General features: G+C 36.7%; 15 protein-coding genes. 9 read left to right on the top strand and 6 right to left on the bottom strand.

Annotated features, from left to right (window positions below; genetic code table 11):
* Positions 1–70: 70 nt before the first annotated feature.
* Positions 71–4,738, bottom strand: coding sequence for a DNA polymerase III subunit alpha (dnaE, locus tag FW780_RS16270; protein WP_149834716.1), 4,668 nt, complete (start codon positions 4,736–4,738; stop codon positions 71–73).
* Between the two features lie 253 nt (positions 4,739–4,991).
* Between dnaE and FW780_RS16265 the strand changes: the two genes are divergently transcribed.
* The 4 genes from FW780_RS16265 to FW780_RS16250 all read left to right on the top strand — a co-directional run bounded on the left by FW780_RS16265 (position 4,992) and on the right by FW780_RS16250 (position 11,815).
* Positions 4,992–7,133: a S8 family peptidase gene (locus FW780_RS16265; RefSeq protein WP_149834713.1), complete on the top strand. Its 2,142-nt coding sequence runs from the start codon at positions 4,992–4,994 to the stop codon at positions 7,131–7,133.
* 74 nt (positions 7,134–7,207) lie between these two features.
* A complete protein-coding gene (locus FW780_RS16260; RefSeq protein WP_149834710.1) occupies positions 7,208–9,280 on the top strand; it encodes an alpha-ketoacid dehydrogenase subunit alpha/beta in 2,073 nt (690 codons plus the stop codon).
* Between the two features lie 205 nt (positions 9,281–9,485).
* A complete protein-coding gene (locus FW780_RS16255; RefSeq protein ID WP_149834707.1) occupies positions 9,486–10,514 on the top strand; it encodes a bestrophin family protein in 1,029 nt (342 codons plus the stop codon).
* 209 nt (positions 10,515–10,723) lie between these two features.
* The gene (locus FW780_RS16250) at positions 10,724–11,815 is read left to right on the top strand and encodes a serine hydrolase domain-containing protein (RefSeq protein ID WP_149834705.1); all 1,092 of its coding nucleotides are present in this window, start codon (positions 10,724–10,726) and stop codon (positions 11,813–11,815) included.
* A 20-nt stretch (positions 11,816–11,835) separates the two neighbouring features.
* Here the strand turns inward: FW780_RS16250 and FW780_RS16245 are convergent, their stop codons facing one another.
* Positions 11,836–12,294, bottom strand: coding sequence for an Lrp/AsnC family transcriptional regulator (locus FW780_RS16245; RefSeq protein WP_149834703.1), 459 nt, complete (start codon positions 12,292–12,294; stop codon positions 11,836–11,838).
* A 157-nt stretch (positions 12,295–12,451) separates the two neighbouring features.
* Between FW780_RS16245 and FW780_RS16240 the strand changes: the two genes are divergently transcribed.
* Positions 12,452–13,681 carry an aminotransferase class I/II-fold pyridoxal phosphate-dependent enzyme gene (locus tag FW780_RS16240; RefSeq protein ID WP_149834701.1) on the top strand — a complete coding sequence of 410 codons (1,230 nt, stop codon included), beginning with the start codon at positions 12,452–12,454 and terminating at the stop codon, positions 13,679–13,681.
* Between the two features lie 574 nt (positions 13,682–14,255).
* On the opposite strand, the gene FW780_RS16235 is transcribed toward FW780_RS16240, so the two are convergent.
* Entirely contained in the window at positions 14,256–15,260 is a 1,005-nt protein-coding gene (locus FW780_RS16235) for a glycosyltransferase (RefSeq protein ID WP_149834699.1), read from the bottom strand.
* Positions 15,261–15,468: 208 nt separating this feature from the next.
* Here FW780_RS16235 and FW780_RS16230 point away from each other — a divergent pair, with 208 nt between their 5' ends.
* Together FW780_RS16230 and FW780_RS16225 are read left to right on the top strand one after the other, a co-directional pair.
* On the top strand, positions 15,469–16,482 hold the full coding sequence (locus FW780_RS16230; RefSeq protein WP_149834695.1) for an SDR family NAD(P)-dependent oxidoreductase: 1,014 nt from the start codon (positions 15,469–15,471) through the stop codon (positions 16,480–16,482).
* A 39-nt stretch (positions 16,483–16,521) separates the two neighbouring features.
* A complete protein-coding gene (locus FW780_RS16225; RefSeq protein ID WP_149834693.1) occupies positions 16,522–17,328 on the top strand; it encodes a helix-turn-helix domain-containing protein in 807 nt (268 codons plus the stop codon).
* Between the two features lie 388 nt (positions 17,329–17,716).
* On the opposite strand, the gene FW780_RS16220 is transcribed toward FW780_RS16225, so the two are convergent.
* Both FW780_RS16220 and FW780_RS16215 read right to left on the bottom strand, forming a co-directional pair.
* Positions 17,717–18,139, bottom strand: coding sequence for a branched-chain amino acid ABC transporter substrate-binding protein (locus FW780_RS16220; RefSeq protein WP_149834690.1), 423 nt, complete (start codon positions 18,137–18,139; stop codon positions 17,717–17,719).
* Between the two features lie 29 nt (positions 18,140–18,168).
* Positions 18,169–19,335 (bottom strand): THUMP domain-containing class I SAM-dependent RNA methyltransferase, encoded by a 1,167-nt coding sequence (locus tag FW780_RS16215; protein WP_149834686.1) that lies wholly within the window; start codon positions 19,333–19,335, stop codon positions 18,169–18,171.
* A 137-nt stretch (positions 19,336–19,472) separates the two neighbouring features.
* Here FW780_RS16215 and FW780_RS16210 point away from each other — a divergent pair, with 137 nt between their 5' ends.
* Both FW780_RS16210 and FW780_RS16205 read left to right on the top strand, forming a co-directional pair.
* Positions 19,473–20,198, top strand: a complete 726-nt coding sequence (locus FW780_RS16210) for a class I SAM-dependent DNA methyltransferase (protein WP_149834683.1) — start codon at positions 19,473–19,475, stop codon at positions 20,196–20,198.
* Between the two features lie 2 nt (positions 20,199–20,200).
* Entirely contained in the window at positions 20,201–20,926 is a 726-nt protein-coding gene (locus tag FW780_RS16205) for a ZIP family metal transporter (protein ID WP_149835047.1), read from the top strand.
* A gap of 58 nt (positions 20,927–20,984) precedes the next feature.
* Here FW780_RS16205 and FW780_RS16200 read toward each other — a convergent pair whose 3' ends face one another.
* Positions 20,985–22,370: an OmpP1/FadL family transporter gene (locus tag FW780_RS16200; protein WP_241676924.1), complete on the bottom strand. Its 1,386-nt coding sequence runs from the start codon at positions 22,368–22,370 to the stop codon at positions 20,985–20,987.
* Positions 22,371–22,380 lie beyond the last annotated feature (10 nt).

Genomic DNA, 22,380 nt, shown 5'->3' with positions numbered 1-22,380 from the left:
CATAATCCCCAATACACAAACAAAAAAAAGAGTGACTTTTGGTCACTCTCTATACTATTGTATATTTTTTTTAGTTCAGATAGAACTCATACTTATTAAGAAGCTGGATTTCTTTAATCAAATCTCCATTCAAATCTACCGAATGTTTCATAGACTGTACTTCAATATGAGAGTCATCTTCAAGATTTTTGATAAAAAACTTAAGCTTCTGATTTCCCTTATTTCTATCAAGCACCGTTCTGAAAAAATCCAGATCTTCAGCTCTTACATCCATAACATCCATAACCAAAGATATACTCTTCGCAAACCGCTCGAATGCTTCCTGAAGTTCTATTACATCATTTACATTAACGAAGACCCTTCCATCCTTCACCTGAGCAAATTTTATTTTAAAAATAACAAACCTCTGAACTTCCAGTTTTTCCTTCAGTTTCATATAATCCCTGTCCCCCAGCCTAAATGAATATGATCCCGAATAATCCTCCAGCGTCACAAAAGCTACTTTTTCACCGCTTCTGAAACCGTCTTTTACTACATATTCAGTAATCAGACCCGCAACAGTGTATTCTTTTCCACCACCACCGTTTTCTCTTTCCTTTTGCAAGGTTTTCCAGTCTTTTTTCTTTTCTTCAAAAAGTTCCTCCTGCTTATTCGCAAAAGCCTGCTCTTTATAAGCGTCCACTTCATCAAGATTCAAGAAATGAAAAACTCCTTTCGGTTCAGCTTTTTTTGTAACTTCTTCTATAATTTCTTCCTCTTCACCGGCAACGATGTCATCAGAGACAATTTCTACAAGGTCTGCCACCTCATCAATAGAATCTTTTTCCAGAATAGGAGCTTCATCTATAACCACTTTTTCTTCATCTTTCTCCAATACCGACTTTTTAGAAAGCTGTCCCTGCATAAACTGATATTGGTATTTAAATTCATCCAAAGGATGCGCAGAAAGATAGAATCCGATCGTTTCTTTTTCTTTATTAAGTTTATGCATGTTTGGCCATTCCGGGCAGGGTGCCAATTTCGGCTGCTCAATCTGAACTTCTTCAGCAAAATCAGCAAAAAGAGAATGTTCCATCTCATTTTTACTTTCCTGGAAGCTTTGTCCGTATCTGATCAGTCTTTCCAGATTGGTTCTTCCAGCCATATCAATATCAAAATACTGGCCTCTATGGAACGAATCCAATTCATCGAAAGCTCCTGCAAGCACCAAACTTTCCGCTACTCTTTTATTCATTTGCGAAGGCAGAATTCTTTCAAAGAAATCATAAATATTTTTGAATCTTCCATTCGCTCTTTCTCGTGTAATTCCTTCACTCGGACCTTCACCAATCCCTTTAATTGCTCCCAGACCGAAACGGATCTGTCCTTTTTCGTTTACAGAGAACTTATATTGGGATTCATTCACATCCGGTCCTAATACATCCACTCCCATACTTTTGCAATCCTCCATGAACATGGTAATTGAGTCCGTATTGTTAATGTTATTACTCATTACACTCGCCATATATTCTGCCGGATAATTGGCCTTCAGATAAGCTGTCTGGTAAGCAATAAATGCATAGCAGGTGGAGTGAGATTTGTTGAAGGCATATTCCGCAAAGGCTTTCCAGTCATTCCAGATTTTCTCCAGTCTTTCTTCATTCAGGTTGTTTTTTCTACCACCTTCAATGAATTTCGGGTACATTTTATTAAGAACATCAATCTGCTTTTTACCCATCGCTTTTCTCAAAGTATCGGCTTCACCTTTGGTAAAATTGGCCAATTTCTGGGACAAAAGCATTACCTGCTCCTGATAAACGGTAATCCCGTATGTTTCTTTTAAATATTCTTCTGTTTCCGGTAAGTCATAAACGATCTCTTCAATTCCGTGCTTTCTGTTAATGAAGTTTGGAATATATTTGATCGGCCCCGGACGATACAAAGCATTCATGGCAATAAGGTCAGCAAAAACCGTTGGCTTAAGCTCCCTCATGTATTTTTGCATTCCGGGACTTTCATACTGGAAAATCCCTACTGTTCTTCCTTCTTTAAATAATTGGTAAGTCTTCGCATCATCAAGCGGAATAAGATCCGGATCAATATCTATGTCATATCTTGCCTTTACAAGCTTTAATGCATCTTTAATGATCGTCAAAGTTCTAAGCCCCAGAAAGTCCATCTTCAGAAGACCTGCACTTTCCGCCACCGAGTTATCAAACTGCGAAACCAGAATATCCGCATCTTTCGCAGCAATAGTCACCGGTACAAGGTTACTTACATCTTCCGGAGTAATAATCACCCCACAGGCATGAATACCGGTATTTCTGATACATCCTTCCATTTTTTTCGCACTCGCAAGTACATCATGGCGGGCATCATCGGGACTATTCAGAACATATCTCATTTCATCAACAAGCATTTGTTCTTCCGGTTTAAGCTTATCATATTTAGATAAAGCTTTTGCAATATTCATCCCCGGGCTTGGCGGAATCAATTTTGCAATATTATTCGTATCAGGAATCGGAACATCCAAAACCCTTCCCGCATCTTTAATTGCAGATTTCCCACCCAAAACAGAGTATGTAATAATCTGTGCTACCTGATTTTTCCCGTATTTTTCAACTACCCATTTGATGATTTTATCACGTCCCTCATCATCGAAGTCAATATCAATATCCGGCATGGAAACCCTTTCCGGATTCAAGAATCTCTCAAAAAGGAGATCATATTTAATAGGATCCACATTGGTAATTCCGGTACAGTAAGCCACAGCAGAACCTGCAGCAGAACCACGGCCAGGACCAACCCAAACTCCCATTTTTCTTGCTTCATTACAAAAATCCTGTACAATCAGGAAATAACCAGGATACCCCGTATTGGCCACTACTTCCAGTTCAAAATCCAAACGTTCTTTAATTTCGTCCGTGATTCCGGTATCTACATATCTTTTTTTCGCTCCCTCATAAGTTAAATGTGTCAAATACGCCATTTCACCCCGTTTTCCTCCATCAATATCATCTTCAGCATGAATAAATTCTTCAGGAATATCAAATTTTGGAAGTAAAACGTCCCTTTTTAAGGTATAAGGTTTAAATTTTGCAGTGAACTCTTCATACGCATCAAAAGCATCAGGATACGCTAAAAAAGCTTCTTTTATTTCGTCAGAATTTTTGATATAATATTCTCCCGTAGCCAATCCCCTTCTTTTTCCGAAGCCTTTTCCGACAGGAGTTGTCAGTTTTTCTCCGTCTTTGATACAGCTTACAATATCCTGAATATTAGAATCGTCTTTATTGGTATAAAAAGTTTCGTTCTGGGCTAAAATTTTAACATTATATTTATCTGCAAAATGTAGTAAAACATCATTTAAATGCTCTTCTTCAGGCAGTTTATGATTTTGAATCTGAACATAAAAATCATCTTCAAAAGTATCTTTCCACCATTTGAAAAGTTCTTCCCCTTTTTGTTCACCGGTATTTAAAATTGCATCGGGAATATCTCCCAGAATTCCAGAAGTAAGAGCAATCAGACCTTCTTTATATTCAGCAATCAATTCACGGCTGATCCTTGGAACTCCAAAATAAAATCCTTTTAAGAATCCAATACTTGAAAGTTTTGCTAAGTTTTTATATCCTTCAAAATCTTTCGCCAACAAAACCACCTGCGTTCTTCTGTCGGGATCATCTTTGGTAAACTGTTTCTGTTCGTAACGGTCTGAAATATAAAATTCACAGCCCACAACAGGAATTAAGGGTTCTGAAACGGGCTCAGCCTCATTAAATTCTTCTCCATTCTCCTCTGCTTCCTGTTTTTTTGCTAAATATTCTTTATGTTTTTTTGCACGATCACCGTTTGCTCCTTCAATTGCTGAAACAAATTTGAAGGCCCCCATCATATTCCCCAAATCCACCATTCCAACGGCAGGGAAATTATCATCCGTAGCTTTTTTAATTAAATCATTAATGCTTGAGGTCGCCATTAATGTTGAGAAAACACTGTGATTGTCAAAATTGAAATATTTACCCAGATCAATTTCATCAACACTTCCGAAATCCTGCTGTTTTTTCTTATTGTGAAAATCTGCAACCTGCCTTCTGATAACAATATTGAAGGGTTTTATCGGATCCGGATAAAGGCTCTTGAAATAAGCCAGCTGATCTTCAGAAATCTTTAATGTTTCTGCGGGAACAACTCCAATTCTTATCATTTCAAAGAAAGCTCTGGCCGTTGCATTTACGTCGGCAGCAGCATTATGGGCTTCATCAAACTTGTTTCCGTAAAGTTTTTCATAAAGTTCTTCAAGTTTCGGAGATTTGTATTTTCCTCCCCTTCCTCCACCTAACTGGCAGAAGTCGGTTCCCAAAATCATGGTATCCGCTTTGGGTTTTTCCTGTAGATTATCTTTAAGATTCTTTCTGTAAAATTCTGCTCCTACAATATTGTAATCGAATTCTACATTGTGTCCGGAAACTACTCTTACTCTATCTAAAGCTTCAGCAAATTCTTTTAAAATTTCTTCAAGGTCACGGCCTTCTTCATGGGCTATTTTCGTTGTAATTCCGTGAATACGGGCAGCGTTGAAGGGAATATCATACCCTTCAGGTTTTATTATATAATCCTGGTTTTCAATCAATTTTCCGTCATCATCATGTATCTGCCATGCAATCTGAACCATTCTTGGCCAGTTATCCGAGTCTGAAAGCGGAGCGTTGAAATTTTTTGGTAAACCTGTTGTTTCTGTGTCAAAAATTAAATACATATAATTTTCTAACTTTTTTATAAAAAAGAGAATGTAAAGTTACTTCATTTTTTTCTAATTATTGCCTTATAACATTCATACAAACAATCAATAATATTAAAAAAATAATACTTTTTCAAAAAAACTATTTTAACAATTAAAGTGAAAAATTAAAATTAGCTTAAAAAATTAGACTTATTCATCCAAACTCACTAATTATTAAAATATTAGCATAAATTTGATTTACGATAATTTTAACAATCTGTTACCTAAAATGAAGAAACAATTACTATTAATCAGTTTTTTGTTCGTTTCACTGATGAATGCTCAAAATAATGAAGAGCTAAACAGAAAATTTGAACAACAAAGAACAGAGAACAATGAAAAGTTTGATGTTTACGTATCTAAACGATATGGCACTAACAGAACTCCTGAAGTTTTGAAAGAGATTGAACTGCAAAGGACTAATCTTGCAGGCTTTTTACCTGATAACAGACCCTATTTTTTCCAGGCTCATGATATGGATCAGATTAAAAATTCCAATTCTGATTTTTTACAGGGAGGAAATATTACTGGTTTAACGGGATCTTTTAATGGAGAAGGTATTAAGTATACTATTTTTGACGGAAGCACCTCATCTGGGGTAGCAAGGGTATTTGCCGGTCACGTTTTTTTCAACAATTTACCTAATAGAATAACCAACAAAGAAAGCAGTACCGTTAACTATGGTGATCACGCAACAGCTGTTTCCAGCTTTATAGGAGCAAAAGATTACCCATACACGGTTACGTTTACGAATGGTACAACTAGACAGGTTAATTTCAAAGGAATTGCACCTAATTCTACGATAGAAGCATACGCTTTTGGAACGTCTATACTGGACGGAGAAACTACCCAAAAAACAGTTTTTCAAAAAATCACGACGGCTCAACCTAACATTTCCAATCACTCCTATGGAACTAATCAGGGATGGGCGGATCCTCAACTGATTAATAATGAACCTTCATGGGTATGGAACGGGGCTTTTGCAAGTCCAAACACATCTTTTGACGCTCAGGGAACCTATCATACAAATGACCGTGATTATGATCAGATTGTATACAACAACCCTTCTTATATCATTGTAAAATCTGCCGGAAACTCATTTGGAGAAGGGCCTAGTGCCGATACAAGTACTTATAAAAAGTACTATAAAGATAATAATGGTAATTTGGTAGAATTCGCACTTACCGATACGCTTCCTCCCAATAACTGTGCGCAGGGATATGACTGTATTGGGATTGGTTCTCTTGGAAAAAACATCATCGTTGTAGCGGCTGCAGACAGAATTACAACTAATGACGGAAGATACACTAATTCTTCAGACGTTATCCATTCCGTTTACAGTAGTGCGGGACCAAGAGATGACGGAGGTATTAAACCGGATATTACCGCTGTAGGAACAAGTGTTGCCAGTGCATGGACAGACAATAATGCCACAGGAGGCAGTAAAATAGATATAGGAGATGGTACTTCTTATTCTGCTCCTGTAGTAACAGGTATAGTTGGACTTTGGACACAGATTAACAAACAACTGTTTTCCGGAAACTTACTCAATGCGGCATCAGCAAAAACATTAATGGTACACTCAGCAAAAGAAGCAGGCAACATAGGCCCTGATCCACAATTTGGCTGGGGATTTATTGATGCAAAAAAAGGAGCTGAACTTCTCGTAGGGAAATCCAATAACAGCATTATATTTAATGACGAAACATTAAACAGCGGAGTTGCCAAGGTAAAAACAGTAAAAGCATCAGGTTCAGAACCATTAAAAGTTACCATATCCTGGGTAGATCCTGAGTTTACCAACTTTACTAATCAGTGGAATAATATTTACAATAACAGAAGTTCCAAACTGATTAATGATCTGGATCTAAAAATTACAGACACTACTACCAATACGGTTTATTATCCTTGGAAACTGGATGCCAACAATCCTATGACGCCTGCTACCAAAGGAGACAATACTGTAGATAATGTGGAGCAGGTAGTAATTGATGCTCCGGTTGCAGGAAGAACTTACAAAATAGAAATTACCAATAAAGGCATACTGAAAAATAATTCAGGAGGGAATGCTCCTCAAAACTATTCTGTTATAGTAACCGGATTTACAGAATTATTAGGAACTAAGGATGCGGCAAATCCTCTTAACAATCTTGCCATTGCCCCTACAATTACGAAAGATTTCACAAACATTCTAAAAGCACCTAAAAAATCCACTTTCAATGTATATGACCTTACTGGTAAAAAATTACAAAGCGGTACTATTAATGATGAGAAAGAAACCGTGAATTTATCTTCTTATACAAAAGGAATTTACATCATTGAAGTAAAAACAGACAAAGATGTTATTTCTAAAAAAGTGATCAAGGAATAACCTATATAGACAAAGATTTTTCACAAAATACTAACAGTTGTTAGTATTTTGTTTTTTATGTATATTTGCTTCCTATGGAAAATGCACTTCACGAAAAAGTTTCTCAGGATATATTACTCAAAGCGTATAATCATATGATGCTGGCCAAAGCAATGGCTGATATTTATGAAGAAAACAGAAACGTATGTAAATACGTTCACAGTACTTCAAGAGGTCACGAAGCCATTCAGCTTGCGACAGCTTATCAGCTGAAGAAAGAAGACTGGGTTTCTCCTTATTACAGAGACGAAAGTATTCTTTTAGGAATTGGTTTTGAACCTTATCAGTTAATGCTTCAATTGCTGGCTAAAGCTGATGATCCTTTTTCCGGAGGAAGATCTTATTACTCCCACCCTTCTAGCAGAGATGAAAACAAACCTAAGATTGTTCACCAGAGTTCTGCAACCGGTATGCAAACCATCCCTACTACAGGAGTAGCTCAGGGAATCAAATACATTCAGGACTTCAATCTGCAGGAGTTTGAAAACAATCCTGTTGTTGTCTGCAGTCTTGGAGACAATTCCGTTACAGAAGGTGAAGTGAGTGAGGCTTTACAGTTTGCCGCTTTACATCAGCTTCCTATCATCTTCCTTGTACAGGATAATGAATGGGGAATTTCCGTAACGAAAGACGAAGCGAGAACGTGTGATGCCTATGATTTTGTTGCAGGATTCACAGGGTTAAGCAGAATGAGAGTAGACGGAACAGATTTCGTAGAAAGTTTTGAAGCGATGAAGAAAGCCGTAGATTTTGTAAGAACGGAAAGAAAACCTTTAGTCGTTTGTGCAAAAACTGTTTTAATTGGGCACCATACTTCAGGAGTAAGAAGAGAATTCTATAGAGACGAAGAAGATTTAACGAAACACAGAGCGAAAGATCCGGGAGAAATCCTTAGAAAATATTTACTGGAAACAGGCGTAGACGAAGATCTTTTAAAGCAAATCACTAAAAAGGCACGTCTTGAAGCAGAAGAAGCTTTTGAAAAAGCTAAAAATGCAGAAGACCCCAAACCTGAAACTGTAATGCAGCACGTTTTTGCTCCTACTCCTATTACTGAGGAGGCTGGAACACGTGAACCAGCCAACGGAGAAAAAATTGTGATGGTAGATGCTGCTATCCATGCTATTCAGGAATTGATGTGGAAACACCCTGAAGCTCTTCTTTACGGACAGGATGTAGGAGAAAGAATTGGCGGAGTTTTTCGTGAAACAGTTACTTTAGGAAAAAAATTCGGAAGCAAAAGAGTCTTCAATACAGCCATTCAGGAAGCTTATATCATTGGATCTACAGCCGGAATGAGTGCTGTGGGCTTAAAACCAATTGTTGAAGTTCAGTTTGCAGACTATATTTATCCGGGAATCAACCAGTTGATTACAGAGATTTCAAAATCGAGCTATTTAAGTGGCGGGAAATTCCCTGTAAGCAACATTATCCGTGTTCCAATCGGAGCATATGGCGGTGGCGGTCCTTACCACAGCGGAAGCGTTGAAAGTATTTTAGCCAATATTAAAGGAATCAAAATAGCATATCCAAGTAATGCAGCTGATTTTAAAGGCTTATTAAAAGCTGCCTATTACGATCCAAACCCGGTAGTAATGCTGGAACATAAAGGGTTATACTGGAGTAAAGTTCCGGGAACTGAGGATGCCAAAACAATAGAACCTGCTGAAGATTATGTTCTTCCGTTCGGAAAAGGTAAAGTAATTATCGAGGCTGATAAAAACGAAACAGAAAAAGGCGGAACTTTATTAGTCGTTACTTACGGAATGGGAGTTTACTGGGCTAAAGAAGCAGCCAAAAATTTCAACGGAAGAGTTGAAGTGATTGATTTAAGAACTTTAATTCCTCTTGATGAAGAACTTGTTTTTGAAAGAGTAAAAGCCCACGGAAAATGCATCGTTCTTACCGAAGAACAGCTTAACAACTCTTTTGCAGAAGCTTTTGCCCACCGTATTTCTAAAAACTGCTTCAAATATCTTGATGCACCGGTAGAAACGATAGGTTCATTGGATGTACCTGCCGTACCAATCAATCTGATATTGGAAAAAGAAATGCTTCCGAATGCTGAAAAGCTCAGCAATAAGATCGAAGAAATGCTGAAATATTAAGTTTATATAAAATTAAAACCTCTAAAAATTTTTAGAGGTTTTTTTATGCAATTTTTTCACTACTTTTATTAAGATTATCAACCTCAATCCCAAGTTATTATAAACCAAGAAAACCCGATTATCTATTACCTGACAGGCATTACAAAACAAAAACATCACAGTTTGGTATTTATTTTGTCTCTACACGCAAAACACATCTATCTTTATGATCACAACCAAATACGTCAATTATAAACAGGTTCTCAATCTGGCCGGTGTACACCTTATTTTTATATCAATCTGGTGTACATTAATTGCTGTTTTCTTTTATTTCTTCAACTGGCACTGGATGACGATTCCCTGGGTTCCTGTTGCCCTGATTGGTACAGCAGAAGCATTCCTTGTGGGTTTCAAAAACAACCAGGCTTATGACAGACTTTGGGAAGCCAGAAAAATCTGGGGCGGCATTGTGAATTCAAGCCGTTCATTTGCTTCTATGGTTTACGCTTTTGATACTAAAAATGAAGAAATTGGCGTTTTTGATCTCGAAGACCGTAAAAAAAGAATCGTTTATCGTCATATTGCATGGTTATACACTTTCCGTGAACAACTTTTGGTTCCTACGGAATGGGAACATATCAGTACAGAAAAGAAATTCGGGAATATCAACCTGAGAAGAAACAGACTGATTAAAGCCGGGTTTCCTGATTACGGGAGAGCCCCTATTTTCCTACACAAATATCTTTCCGAAGAAGAATATGAGCTTAAAAATGATTATAAAAACTTTGCCACTTACCTAGTCTCTCAACAGGCAAAAGACATCAATGAGCTTAAAAATATGGGGGCAATTACAGAATTCAATCAAACTCAACTTCAGAACGCTCTGAATGAATTCTATAATTTTCAGGGACAGGCCGAAAGAATCAAAAAATTCCCTTCTCCAAGACAGTTTGCCAGTACAGCCTTCGTTTTCAATATTCTTTTCATTATGCTTCTTCCACTTGGATTGGTAAATGAATTTGCAAAGCTTGGTGATTGGGGAATCTGGACTTCTATTCCGTTCTGTATCATTATCGGATGGATCTACATTATTATGGAACTGGTAGGAGATTATTCCGAAAACCCTTTTGCAGGATTAATGTTTGACGTCCCTATGCTTTCTATCTGCAGAACGATTGAAATTGACCTTCTTCAGATGAGCGGAGAAACAGACCTTCCGGATCCTATTTCTTCTAAAAACGGAGTGTTGGTTTAATTTCTTTCGATATATCATGCCCTGAAAATCATTCAAAAAAAATTAAAAATATTCTTTAAAACATATTTAAAAAATCATTGTTTTTCATAATTTAGAGGAATTGAAAACATCTGCTAAAATCTGTCCAAAATTGAATCACGGTTCTGTTTCGGACAGATTTTAACTTATACTTTTCACCAGCTAATAATTTATCCCTTCTTTTTTAAACAATGAGATCCAAGCAAGTATTGCAGGTTCTGACAATTTTATGTCTTACCCTATTCTGTTCTAAAGTAAAATCACAGGCAGCTTTTAACAAAGAATTACCAAAAGAATTTACAGACCAATTCACCAAAGAAATTAATGACAGTATTCCTTCTTTGGGATCTTTTATTGTTTCTCAAAACGACAGATTTCTGTATCAGCAGTATTTCCATGGAGCTAATAAAGAAACTGTCTTCAGTATAAAATCTGTTACCAAAAGCATCGTCTCTGTTCTGGCAGGAATAGCAAAGGATAAAAATCTGCTTCCCAATCTCAATACTCTGGTTTTAAAAATTCTTCCGGAATACAATGTTTCAAGAAGTAGTTTTAAAAACATTTCCAATATTGAAGGGAAAGTTCTTAATGACTCCATCAGAAATACATTAACGCTAAAACATCTCCTGACCATGCAAGGAGGCTTCGACTGGATTGAAAATTCAAAAATATCAACAGCCATGTCGTTTTCCGGTGATCCTGTAAAATTTGTTCTGGATTTACCTTTTGAAGAATATCCGGGTACTGTATTCAACTATAACAGTGGTGAATCTCATCTTTTTGGTGCTGCACTGGCAAAAATTGTAAAGACCAACCTGAAACAATTCGCAACTGAAAATCTTTTCAGACCTTTAAAAATGAATGTTCCCCGATGGGACACAGATTCAATGAACAGAAATTTGGCAGGCTCAGAGATGTTTATGAAACCTGAAGATATGCTGAAATTTGGGTCTATGATTCTTAACAACGGAAAATTAGGCAGCAAACAGATTGTCTCATCAAAATGGATTCAGGAATCCACTTCGGAACAGGTAAAGCTGGATTCATGGGATGTAATGCCCCATGCCAACGGGTATGGCTATTACTGGTGGCGAAGAAAAACCAATGGACATCAGGCTTATGTAGCAACCGGCTATGGCGGCCAACTTATCTGCGTTATTCCTGATTTAAAAATGGTCATCGTAACCACTTGTTTTTTGAATGATAAAAACAAAGGCAGATCTGATATTAAAAGACTTCATTATTTCATTGATAAAATAACAAAAGAAGATCAAATCAAATAGTTTTCCTAAGGTTTAAGAATCTACAGTATAATTGCCGTTGTATTTTTAACCTCAGAAATCATAAATGAGCTGTGTGTGCTTGCGATGTGCTGAAGCGTTGTAAGCTTTGTCAGCATAAAATTACGATAGTCTTCAATATCTTTCACTCCTATTTTAAGAATGTAATCATAATCTCCACTCACATGGAAGCATTCGGTAACTTCCTGCAAATCCATCACTTCCTTTTCAAACTGCAGTACAAATTCTTTTTTGTGCTGGCTTAATTTTACATGACACAGAACGATAAAATTTTTCTTAACTTTACTCTTGTCCAGCAAAGCTACATACTTTGAAATAACCCCCGCATTTTCAAGCTTTTTTACACGCTCATAAACTGCAGTAACAGACAATCCAAGTTTACCGGATAGCTCTTTGGTGGTTTGCTTACAGTCATCTTGTAAAAAAAGTAAAAGTTTCTTATCAGTTTCGTCAAGTTCCATAGATAATTTTTTGGTGAAAATTTAACAATCCCGAAGATACTAAATAATTTTTCTAAATAAACAATATTTTACAGTTTTATTTTCTATATATTCAAATTTATGTTGTAATAATTAGGAAATAAATGCAAATTGGAGCGATAAAATAAAAACAATATTTATGGAAAACTTTAACGCAGCCAATGAGATCCAGGATCTTCAGTATTTTGGTGAATTCGGGGGAGTGAATCCTTCTATCTCTGACAGCTCTACTTATACATTTCTTTCTGCAAAGACCATGTTTGATACTTTTGAAGGAAATGCGGAAGGATGCTATCTGTATTCCAGACATTCATCTCCCATGAACCTTTATCTGGCTCAGGCTCTTGCCAAGATGGAAAATACGGAATCTGCCAACGTTACAGCATCCGGAATGGGAGCTATTACTTCCGTTTTGATGCAGGTGTGCAAAAGTGGTGACCATATTATTTCAAGCAGAACTATCTACGGAGGAACTTATGCTTTTCTTAAAAACTTCATGCCTCAGTTTAATGTGGCAACAAGTTTTGTTGATATCAACAATTTTGAGTCTATAGAAAATGCAATTACTCCCAATACCAAAGTCATCTACTGTGAAAGTGTAAGCAATCCGCTCCTTGAAGTGGCAGACCTTAGAAAACTTTCGGAGATCTGTAAAAAACACAATCTGAAACTGATTGTAGACAATACCTTCTCTCCTCTTTCTATCTCTCCCACAGTATTCGGGGCAGATGTTGTGATCCACAGTTTAACGAAGTTCATCAATGGAAGCAGTGATACTGTAGGAGGTGTATATTGTGCAACACAGGCATTTATTGATGACACTAAAAATGTAAATTCAGGAGCGTGTATGCTTCTGGGACCAACGATGGACAGCTTAAGATCTTCAAGTATCTTAAAGAACCTGAGAACATTACATATCAGAATAAAACAACATAGCCACAATGCCATGTATCTTGCTGAAAGATTCGAGAAAGATGGTCTAAAGATATCTTATCCCGGATTACCATCCCATAAAAACCATGAATTAATGAAAAGCATGATTCATGAAGAATACGGGTACGGAGGATTACTGACTCTGGATGCCGGCACAACAGAAAAAGCCAATGAGCTGATGGAGCTGATGCAGGCGGAAAACCTTGGCTATCTTGCAGTAAGTTTAGGGTTCTATAAAACCTTATTCTCTTGCTCAGGAAAATCTACTTCATCTGAAATTCCAGAGGAAGAACGCGCATCTATAGGGATTTCTGACGGATTGATCAGATTCTCCATCGGTCTGGACCACGACATCAAAAGAACTTACCATAAAATGAAGGAGTGTATGCTGAAAGTAGGGGTTCTTAACCACCATGAAAACATTTCCATATCCTAATTATTGTAAAAAGGCTGTTTCAATTGAAACAGCCTTTTTTTCTCATTCAAATCACTACATCTGATTTTAGATTCCTACGGAATTGCAATAGGAGTAAAAAATGCTACTCTAAGTGTTTATTATTACAACATCCCTGAATACCTTCTGGAAAACCACCTATTTTTTACCCAGTGAAGAGTTTTTAACAGCATTCACCAGCTCATTCGAGAGCGTTATAAAAAGTCGTTTGGTTACAAACAGACTTAAAACAAACCTTCCGAGATGTCGGGAGGTTTCCCACAACTTGCAGGACACTTCCTGAGATCTCGGGAAGTCACAAACATACTTGTTTTTAACAATCCGAGGACTCGGGAGGTTTATTTCACTATTGTTTTAGACTTCCCGAGGTGTCGGGTGGTTACAAACGGGGTTGTTAGAGAAATTATAATGGCTTTTAACCTCTGTTGAGCCCCTACGGAATGACAAATATAATAATTGTGAGTAAAAAAATTCAATAGGAACAGGCTTCAGCCCATTTATCAAAGAAATAAACCTTTCAACGGCTTTAGCCAAAACCTGTATAAGATGCTCCCTGTTATTTCTTATAATAATGATGTGGAAAGGCTTCCTCCGGTTTCATTCTTACAACATTCAGTAAAATCCAGGATTTTAAAAATCCGTATCCGTAAGAAAACATCTGAATATAGGTGGAAATAACCGCCATACCGGCAATGCTGATATTTTTGGTCAGTAATAAAGCATGAAACAATACCAAAAAAGTGTATAATCCATAAAAAGAAAGGATTACCCCTCTATGCATTATAAAATACTCCAGAAAGCCCATCACATATCCTAACATAAATAAGGTAGGAAATGCAAAAGAAATCTTTACATAATTCGGATGTCTCTGGTTAAGAATTGGTCTTGCACAGCCAAACTGATAGACTTGTTTGGAGAATTTTCCAAAATCAACTCTACGTTTATGATATACCGCAATATTGTCAAAAAAAGCAGTGGTAAATCCGTTCTCCCAAAGCGTCATAGACAGATCCGGATCCTCTCCTATTCTCATTTCAGAAAATCCACCTACTTTTTCAAAAACAGCTTTCTTCACTCCCATATTAAAACTTCTGGGCTGAAATTTAGAAACTGCCTTTTTACTTCCTCTGATTCCTCCGGTGGTAAAAACAGAAGTCATGGAATAGGAAATCGCTTTTTGCATCAGGTTAAACCCTTTATGTGCCTTATCTGCTCCTCCAAACGCATCACAAGGAATAGTTAGGATATCATTTTTAATATGTTCAATATAGTCCTTCTCAACGATGACATCACTGTCCACAAATACCAGCCATTCATTCGCTGCTCTTGCCGCCCCGTAATTTCTTGTCAGCCCTGGTCCTGAATTATCTTTTCTGAAATATTTAATATCCAAACCCTGTTCAAAGTTTTTAATGGTAGGCTTCAGATCGATCAGAGAACCATCATCTACAATAATGATCTCAAACTCCTTATCCGTCTGCTGGGTAAGGGAGGTCAGCAACTCAAAAAGTTCATCTTTTCGGTTGTAAATGGCAACGACAATGGAAATAGTAGGCTTCAAATTGAAAATTTTTCAAAATTACTTATTCGTAGAACAACCTACAAACAGTTTAACAGCTTATTCAGAGAAATTAACGAAGTGAAGTTTTATCTTTCTCTTTTCATGATTTTTACAAATGAAATTCTGAGCCAACAAATTTGACATTTTAAACAAAATAAAGACAGTGAATCCATTCTAATTTTGCTATAGAAATTTAAAACAATAAAAAATGGAATCAACTATCAATGCATTGCAACAGCCTGTTCAATCAGGGTTCAATGCGTATTCAACAGCTCAGGAAGTTATTAAAGGAATTAATCTTACCGGAAAAACAGTGATTATTACCGGCGGTTATGCAGGAATCGGCCTCGAAACTACAAAAGTCCTTACTACAGCCGGAGCCCATGTCATTATTCCCGCTAGAGATATTGAAAAGGCACGAAAAAATCTTTCAGGAATTGAAAATTATGAACTTGAAGAAATGGACCTGATGAACCCGGCGTCCATTGATGCCTTTGCAGAACGATTTACAGCATCAGGAAGAAGTCTGGACCTGCTTATTAACAATGCAGGGATCATGTGGGTTCCTCTCCGCAGAGACAGCAGAGGTTTTGAATCTCAACTGGCAACCAATTATCTTGGACAGTTTCACCTTACCGCAAAATTATGGCCAGCTCTGAAAAAAGCAAACGGAGCAAGGGTTATCAGTGTTTCTTCTTATGGTCATCAGATGGCTCCTTTTGATTTTGAAGATCCTAATTTTGAGAAAAGAGACTATGATACTCTATCCGGATACGGACAATCTAAAACTGCCTGTAATTTATTTGCCGTAGAACTTGATGAAAGAGGAAAAGAGTTTAATATCAGAGCCTATTCTCTTCATCCCGGTTCTGTATATGGAACTGATCTTGGCAGAGAAGAACCTATTGAGCTTTTTAAGCAGCTTGGAACGCATGATGAAAATGGAAATATCAAACCGGAAGTTGAAGCACGTTTAAAAACTGTTCCACAAGGTGCTGCTACTACAATTTGGTGCGCTGTAAGTCCACAGCTTAACGAAATCGGCGGGGTTTATTGTGAAAATTGCGACATTGCAGAGATCGACAGAGGACAGATTGAACACAGATTTGATGAACCTGCTACTATTCGTGGGGTACAACCTTATTCTATTGATAAAAACAATGCTGAGCGTTTATGGAAATTAAGTGAAGAGATGCTGGGATTCCGTTTTGACACCAAATAATTGTTTTTTAAATACATTTGTAATGAAAAACTTCTGACAATGGATTTCCAGATACAATACCTCACACCGGATATCAAGCTTTCCAGTTATGATGATAAACTGTTCAAAACGGAAACGGTCTTTGAATATCATATGCTGGTCTGGTTTATATCAGGAGAAACGAAAATTATTCAGGCAGATAAAACCTATGTTTTCAAAGCAGGAGATATTTTTCTGATCCCAAGGAATCATCTTGCCACGATCATTAATTATCCAAAAGACGGACTTCCTCATAAAGCCGTAGTAATGCACCTTACCACAGAACGACTGAAAGCATTTTACAGCTCTGTTGATTATCACAAGAAAACCGGGCATCGTGAATCAAGTATTTACAGTTTCAGGAATCATCCGCTTCTGAACAGCTGTCTTGCATCCCTCATTCCTTATTTTGAGATTGAGGGGCCGTTTCCTGAAAATATTGCTCATTTAAAGATCACTGAAGCCATCAGTATTGTAAGGGAGATTGATCCGGATATAGATCATGTACTTGCTGATTTTGATGAACCGGGAAAAGTAGATCTGATTAACTTCATGGAGAAAAATTATATGTTTAATATGCCTTTGGAACGATATGGATATCTTACGGGAAGGAGTTTATCTACTTTCAACAGAGATTTCAGAAAGATATTTCAAACGACACCACAGCGGTGGCTTATGCAAAAACGTCTCGAACTGGCCTATTATCATTTATCCGAAAAGAATAAAAAACCTTCCGATGTTTTTCTGGAAGTAGGTTTTGAAGACCTGTCGCATTTTTCACATGCTTTTAAAAAGCAGTACGGATTTGCTCCTTCACTGGCACGATAAGATAAAAGAGGCTGTTTCAAAAATGTCATTCTGAACGGAAAGAAATGTAGTGAAGAATCTCTTACATTTGTTTATCAATAAGATTCTTCCTTCGTCAGAATGACAAAAGTCAAATTATTTGACTTTTGAAACAGCCTCATTTTATTATTTTAATTAAACTGTGAAATCTATCCCAGTTATTTTTTCTGTAAAGTATCCGGATCTTTCAGCTCTTTCTTTTGAGATATTACATTGTGATTTAAAGCCTTTCTTTTAGGTTTTGAACTTGATGATTTTGATCTGGAACTAAACAATCCAAACGCATCCAAAACTATATCAAATATTTCAAAAAAATTCCAGGACATTTTAATCTCAAAGTTTATTAATTTTTAGTTTATAAACCGTTTTGCTATATAAACCAGCCAGATCTGAAATAGATATACATGACTACAGAAATAAAGAAAGTAATTACCGAACAGCTAAACAAAAGCAGTTTAAAGATATTCTTAAAATAATAAAGTTCCATCACATGCAGGATAAAAAATATTACAAATGAAATCACAACACCTATTAAGGAAATTACAACCAAAGTTTGCGTATAATTTTCTGCAGGCAGCGGATCTTTAAAAACAATAAAAAAAGAAAATGCAGCCAATACAATAATTACTGCACTTACTTTCTCTGTGAAATATTTGGATTTCTTTGACTCCTTATTTTGAGGTTTCTCATCATAATTCAGGCTTTTTCTATCAGAACCTGGGCGTGAACCAGAACCCAATAGTTCCAATACATCAACAATTATATCAAGTCCATCAAGAAAATTCCAAGCCATCAATTTATTATTTTAAACGATACAAACCATTACTTATTATCTTCCAGCTTATGTACTTTCTTTGTTCCTTCATACATTTCGTACTGTAAAAATCTCGTTTCCAGCTTTCCGTTGAAAAGTTTGATCTTTCTTGAAGGACGCAGACCAATTTTCTTCACCGCTTCAAGATCAGAAGAGATCAGCCATGCTAACGTATTTGGATAATGGGTTTTGAAGGTATCTCCGATTTTCTTGTAGAAATCATCATCATTAATGGAAATTCTTTCGTCGTATGGAGGGTTAAACACCATCAATAAAGGGAAAAGTTCTTTTTTAGAATCAAAGAAGTTTTGTTTTTTAATCTCGATAACATCTTCCATTTCGGCTGCTTCCACGTTCATTCTCGCAGCATTCAGCATTCTTGCATCAATGTCATATCCTACAATTTTTCCATCAAACTGTCTGACTCTGTTAATTCTGAATTCTTTGATTTTCGAGAACAATTCTGCATCATAATTATTCCAGTTCTGGAATCCGAATCTCTTTCTGAAGATCTGAGCAGGAAGATCCATAGCAATCATTGCCGCTTCAATCAATAATGTTCCGGAACCACACATCGGATCAAGGAAATTACCTTTTCCGTCCCAACCTGCAAGCTGAAGCATTCCGCTCGCAAGAACCTCATTAATAGGTGCTTCTCCCTGTTCTCTTCGGTACCCTCTTTTAAACAAAGGATCTCCCGAAGAATCCATTGAGATCATCACCAACTCTCTGTCAATATGAAGATGGAATTTAATGTCCGGATTTCTCGTTTCTACATTCGGACGTCTTTTGAATTTTTCCTGAAAATAATCCACAATCGCATCCTTCATTTTTAAAGTCACAAATTGGGAATGTTTGAACGTTTCAGAGTTTACCGTTGCATCAATAGAGAAAGACTGGTCTACATCCATGAAGTTTTCCCATTCAAACTTAAATAGTCTGTCATAAAACTGATGCTGGTTAAAAGCCTTGAACTCATGAATCGGCACTAAAATTTTCAATGCTGTTCTTGCAGAGTAATTGATCTTGTAAAGAAAACCAAGATCTCCTTCACAATTTACCGCTCTGTTTTTAATTTCAACATTTCTTCCGCCCAGTTTTTTGATTTCTTCTGCCAGAATCTGCTCCAATCCGAAGAATGTTTTTATCTGTATTTTTATATTTTCAGTATCCATAAGTATGAAATAAAAGATTTAAAGTTTTAATAATTAAAAGATTAGCTATCCAACTTCTTGTCCAATTGAATTTTTCAATCTCTTAATGTTGTAAAATACTTTGCTTTTAACCGCACAAATTTAGTTATTTTTGCATTATGGAATGGTTTGAATCTTGGTTTGATACCCCTTATTATCATTTGCTTTATAGCAACAGAGACTATACTGAAGCTGAAAACTTCATCACAAAGCTTACTGCGGACCTTCAGCTTCCGCCTCAGTCGAAAATCATAGATCTTGCCTGCGGAAAGGGAAGACACTCTGTTTTCCTAAACAAATTAGGTTACGATGTTTTGGGTCTTGATCTTTCAAGACAAAGTATTGAGTCTGATAAACAATATGAAAATCAAACCCTGCTTTTTGAAGTTCATGACATGAGAAACCCAATTGATGCAGACCCGATGGATGCTGTATTCAATTTATTTACTAGTTTTGGGTATTTTGACAATGAAAATGATGATAAAAAAGTATTCCAATCAGTTTACAACGCATTAAAGCCAGGAGGATACTTTGTACTGGATTATCTGAATGAAGAATTTGTAAGAAGTACTTTAGTGCCCGAAACAACAATCACTCGCGGTGATATTGAATTTAGAATACTGAAGAAAATAGAGGGCAGACATATCATCAAAGATATTCGTTTTGAAGCTGACGGTAAGCCGTTTCATTTTTTTGAAAAGGTAAAGCTTCACACATTGGAAGCAATTCACAATTATGCTTCAGAATGTGGTTTTGAAAGAATTAAAATCTGGGGAGACTATCAGCTAAATGAATTTAAAAAAGAAAATTCCCCGCGTTGCATCAATTTATTTAAGAAAAAATAATGATAACAGTACTTTTACTGATTTTAAGTGTAATAACAGGAGTATTTCTGGGAAAACACTTTGGTAAAAAAGAAAAACTGGCTAAAAATCTATTGATATTAAGTGCCGGTTTTTTGATTACAATCTGTCTCAATGAAGTTTTTCCGCAGGTTTACACCTCTGCAGAAAGCAGTAATCTTGGGATATTTGTAATTGCAGGAGTTCTTCTACAGATGATTCTGGAGGCTCTTACCAAAGGGTTTGAACACGGGCACTTCCATCATCATAATGAACACAACATTCTTCCTGCTGCTTTGATGGTGGGATTGTTCATCCATGCTTTTATTGAAGGGATCCCTCTTGCCAATGAAGAGCATGAAATGTCTCCTTATCTTTGGGGAATTGTGTTTCACAATCTTCCTATTTCATTTATTCTGGGAGCATTTTTATTCAACAGAAAAGGAGAATCAAAGAGTTCTTCATCTTATCCCTCTATTCTCATTGTAGCCTTATTTGCCCTAGCTTCTCCAATGGGAATGCTGTTAGGAAACTATTTTAACCCTGATCTTCAGCCTTATTTTCTGGCTATCGTAGGTGGAATTTTCCTTCACATTTCTTCGGTGATCATTTTTGAAAGCAATAAAAATCACAATATTGACTGGGTAAAAATAGGACTGGTTGTTTTAGGAGTTTCACTTGCATTAATGATGCACCTCTTCCATCAGCATCCTGCTGCTCATTCTCATTAAAAAATAAAAAAAGCTCCGAAATCCGGAGCTTTTTATTTGTATATAGCTTATGTAAAGCTTAGAATTTCCATCCTAACGTAAGGAAGAAATTGTTTCTGTTATTTTTAACCTCACTTGCTGCATATGCATCGCTTTCAAAGATGTTATTAGCAGAATAATAAGATGAATCAGAATTTCCGTCCATATATCCTCTCATAAAAGGATTAGTATACTTAGATGAGATATTCTGATAAGATGCATCTACATAAAATGATTTGAAATCATACCCGATACCGAAAGAAAGTGTATTTCTATCACTTAGCATCATGTTGCTGTATGATTGATCACCTACACTGCCAGCATCATTAAATCTACTGATTGTAAGTGCATCAAAAGGACTTGACTGGTAAGCATAACCACCTCTCAGTCTGAACTGCTGTACTCTGTACTCAGCTCCTACTCTTACTTCAGAAAGGTTTTTGTAATTTTCCTTGAAGAAGTCATTCAACACTCTTTCTGCACCGCCATATACTTTATAATCAGGCTTTGTAAGTCCAAGGGTATAATCTACGTTCAAAGAGAAGTTTTTACTTGCTACAAATGCAGCACTCACTGTTGCTTTAAGCGGTGAAGTAAATTTTCTGTTTTCAGCACCTATATCGTCCCCGTAAACAGCATCGTTATAGAAATAATAATTTCTGTCTATCGACCAGAACGTAGGCGTTTCAAGAGATGCTCCTACTCTGAAATTAGGGCTTAGCTTTCCGATAACCCCTAATGAAGCAGAAAATCCTGAAGATCTTTCTGTATAGGGAGTATCCTGCTTACTGAATGCTTCTGTAGAACCATTAGCAATGTTTCGGTAAAATAAAGTATCATATTGATCAACTGAAGCGTTGAAAAAATTGAAACCTGCCCCTAAATATAAATTATGGTTATAATTTGCTCCTACCCCAAAACTCATCTTTGACAAATTACCATATCTTTCATACATATGTCCTGCCAATGCAGCATCCTTGGTAATATCATTTTTATCAAAGGCGTAAACAATATTGTTATTACCCGGTGACTGGATTACGTTATCAAGAGACTGGTTGGAGAAATTAATACCAATATTAATAAACTTCCAAGCTGTTTCTGTCATCAGTGGAAAAGCAATAACTCCTCCCGCATTTCCAAGGTCTCCTCTGGTTTTGCTATAGTCTATGGTAGATCCAGCTAAAGAGCTGCTGTTTTTATTGCCTAAAATAGATAAAGTTCCTGAAACCTCTCCTGAAATAGCTACCCCTAAACCTGCCGGGTTGGTAAGCAAAGAGTTTGCATCACCTCCCAACGCACCATTAGCTCCAGCCATTGCATTAAACTTAGCCGATCCCACCATAGGAGTACTTGAGTAAACATCCACGGTATTTCTTATCACAGAAACATCCTGAGCCTGCGCATAAAATGCTGCAGAAATACTCATTAATACTAAA

Source organism: Chryseobacterium sediminis, assembly GCF_008386505.1.
Classification (GTDB): Bacteria; Bacteroidota; Bacteroidia; order Flavobacteriales; family Weeksellaceae; genus Chryseobacterium; species Chryseobacterium sediminis.
This window is presented reverse-complemented; position numbering and strand designations above follow the sequence as displayed.

Excerpts from the sequence above, each read along its gene's own strand:
- dnaE (WP_149834716.1), bottom strand. The coding sequence starts at position 4,738 with ATGTATTTAATTTTTGACACAGAAACAACAGGTTTACCAAAAAATTTC.
- FW780_RS16265 (WP_149834713.1), top strand. The coding sequence starts at position 4,992 with ATGAAGAAACAATTACTATTAATCAGTTTTTTGTTCGTTTCACTGATG.
- FW780_RS16260 (WP_149834710.1), top strand. The coding sequence starts at position 7,208 with ATGGAAAATGCACTTCACGAAAAAGTTTCTCAGGATATATTACTCAAA.
- FW780_RS16255 (WP_149834707.1), top strand. The coding sequence starts at position 9,486 with ATGATCACAACCAAATACGTCAATTATAAACAGGTTCTCAATCTGGCC.
- FW780_RS16250 (WP_149834705.1), top strand. The coding sequence starts at position 10,724 with ATGAGATCCAAGCAAGTATTGCAGGTTCTGACAATTTTATGTCTTACC.
- FW780_RS16245 (WP_149834703.1), bottom strand. The coding sequence starts at position 12,294 with ATGGAACTTGACGAAACTGATAAGAAACTTTTACTTTTTTTACAAGAT.
- FW780_RS16240 (WP_149834701.1), top strand. The coding sequence starts at position 12,452 with ATGGAAAACTTTAACGCAGCCAATGAGATCCAGGATCTTCAGTATTTT.
- FW780_RS16230 (WP_149834695.1), top strand. The coding sequence starts at position 15,469 with ATGGAATCAACTATCAATGCATTGCAACAGCCTGTTCAATCAGGGTTC.
- FW780_RS16225 (WP_149834693.1), top strand. The coding sequence starts at position 16,522 with ATGGATTTCCAGATACAATACCTCACACCGGATATCAAGCTTTCCAGT.
- FW780_RS16220 (WP_149834690.1), bottom strand. The coding sequence starts at position 18,139 with ATGGCTTGGAATTTTCTTGATGGACTTGATATAATTGTTGATGTATTG.
- FW780_RS16215 (WP_149834686.1), bottom strand. The coding sequence starts at position 19,335 with ATGGATACTGAAAATATAAAAATACAGATAAAAACATTCTTCGGATTG.
- FW780_RS16210 (WP_149834683.1), top strand. The coding sequence starts at position 19,473 with ATGGAATGGTTTGAATCTTGGTTTGATACCCCTTATTATCATTTGCTT.
- FW780_RS16200 (WP_241676924.1), bottom strand. The coding sequence starts at position 22,370 with ATGAGTATTTCTGCAGCATTTTATGCGCAGGCTCAGGATGTTTCTGTG.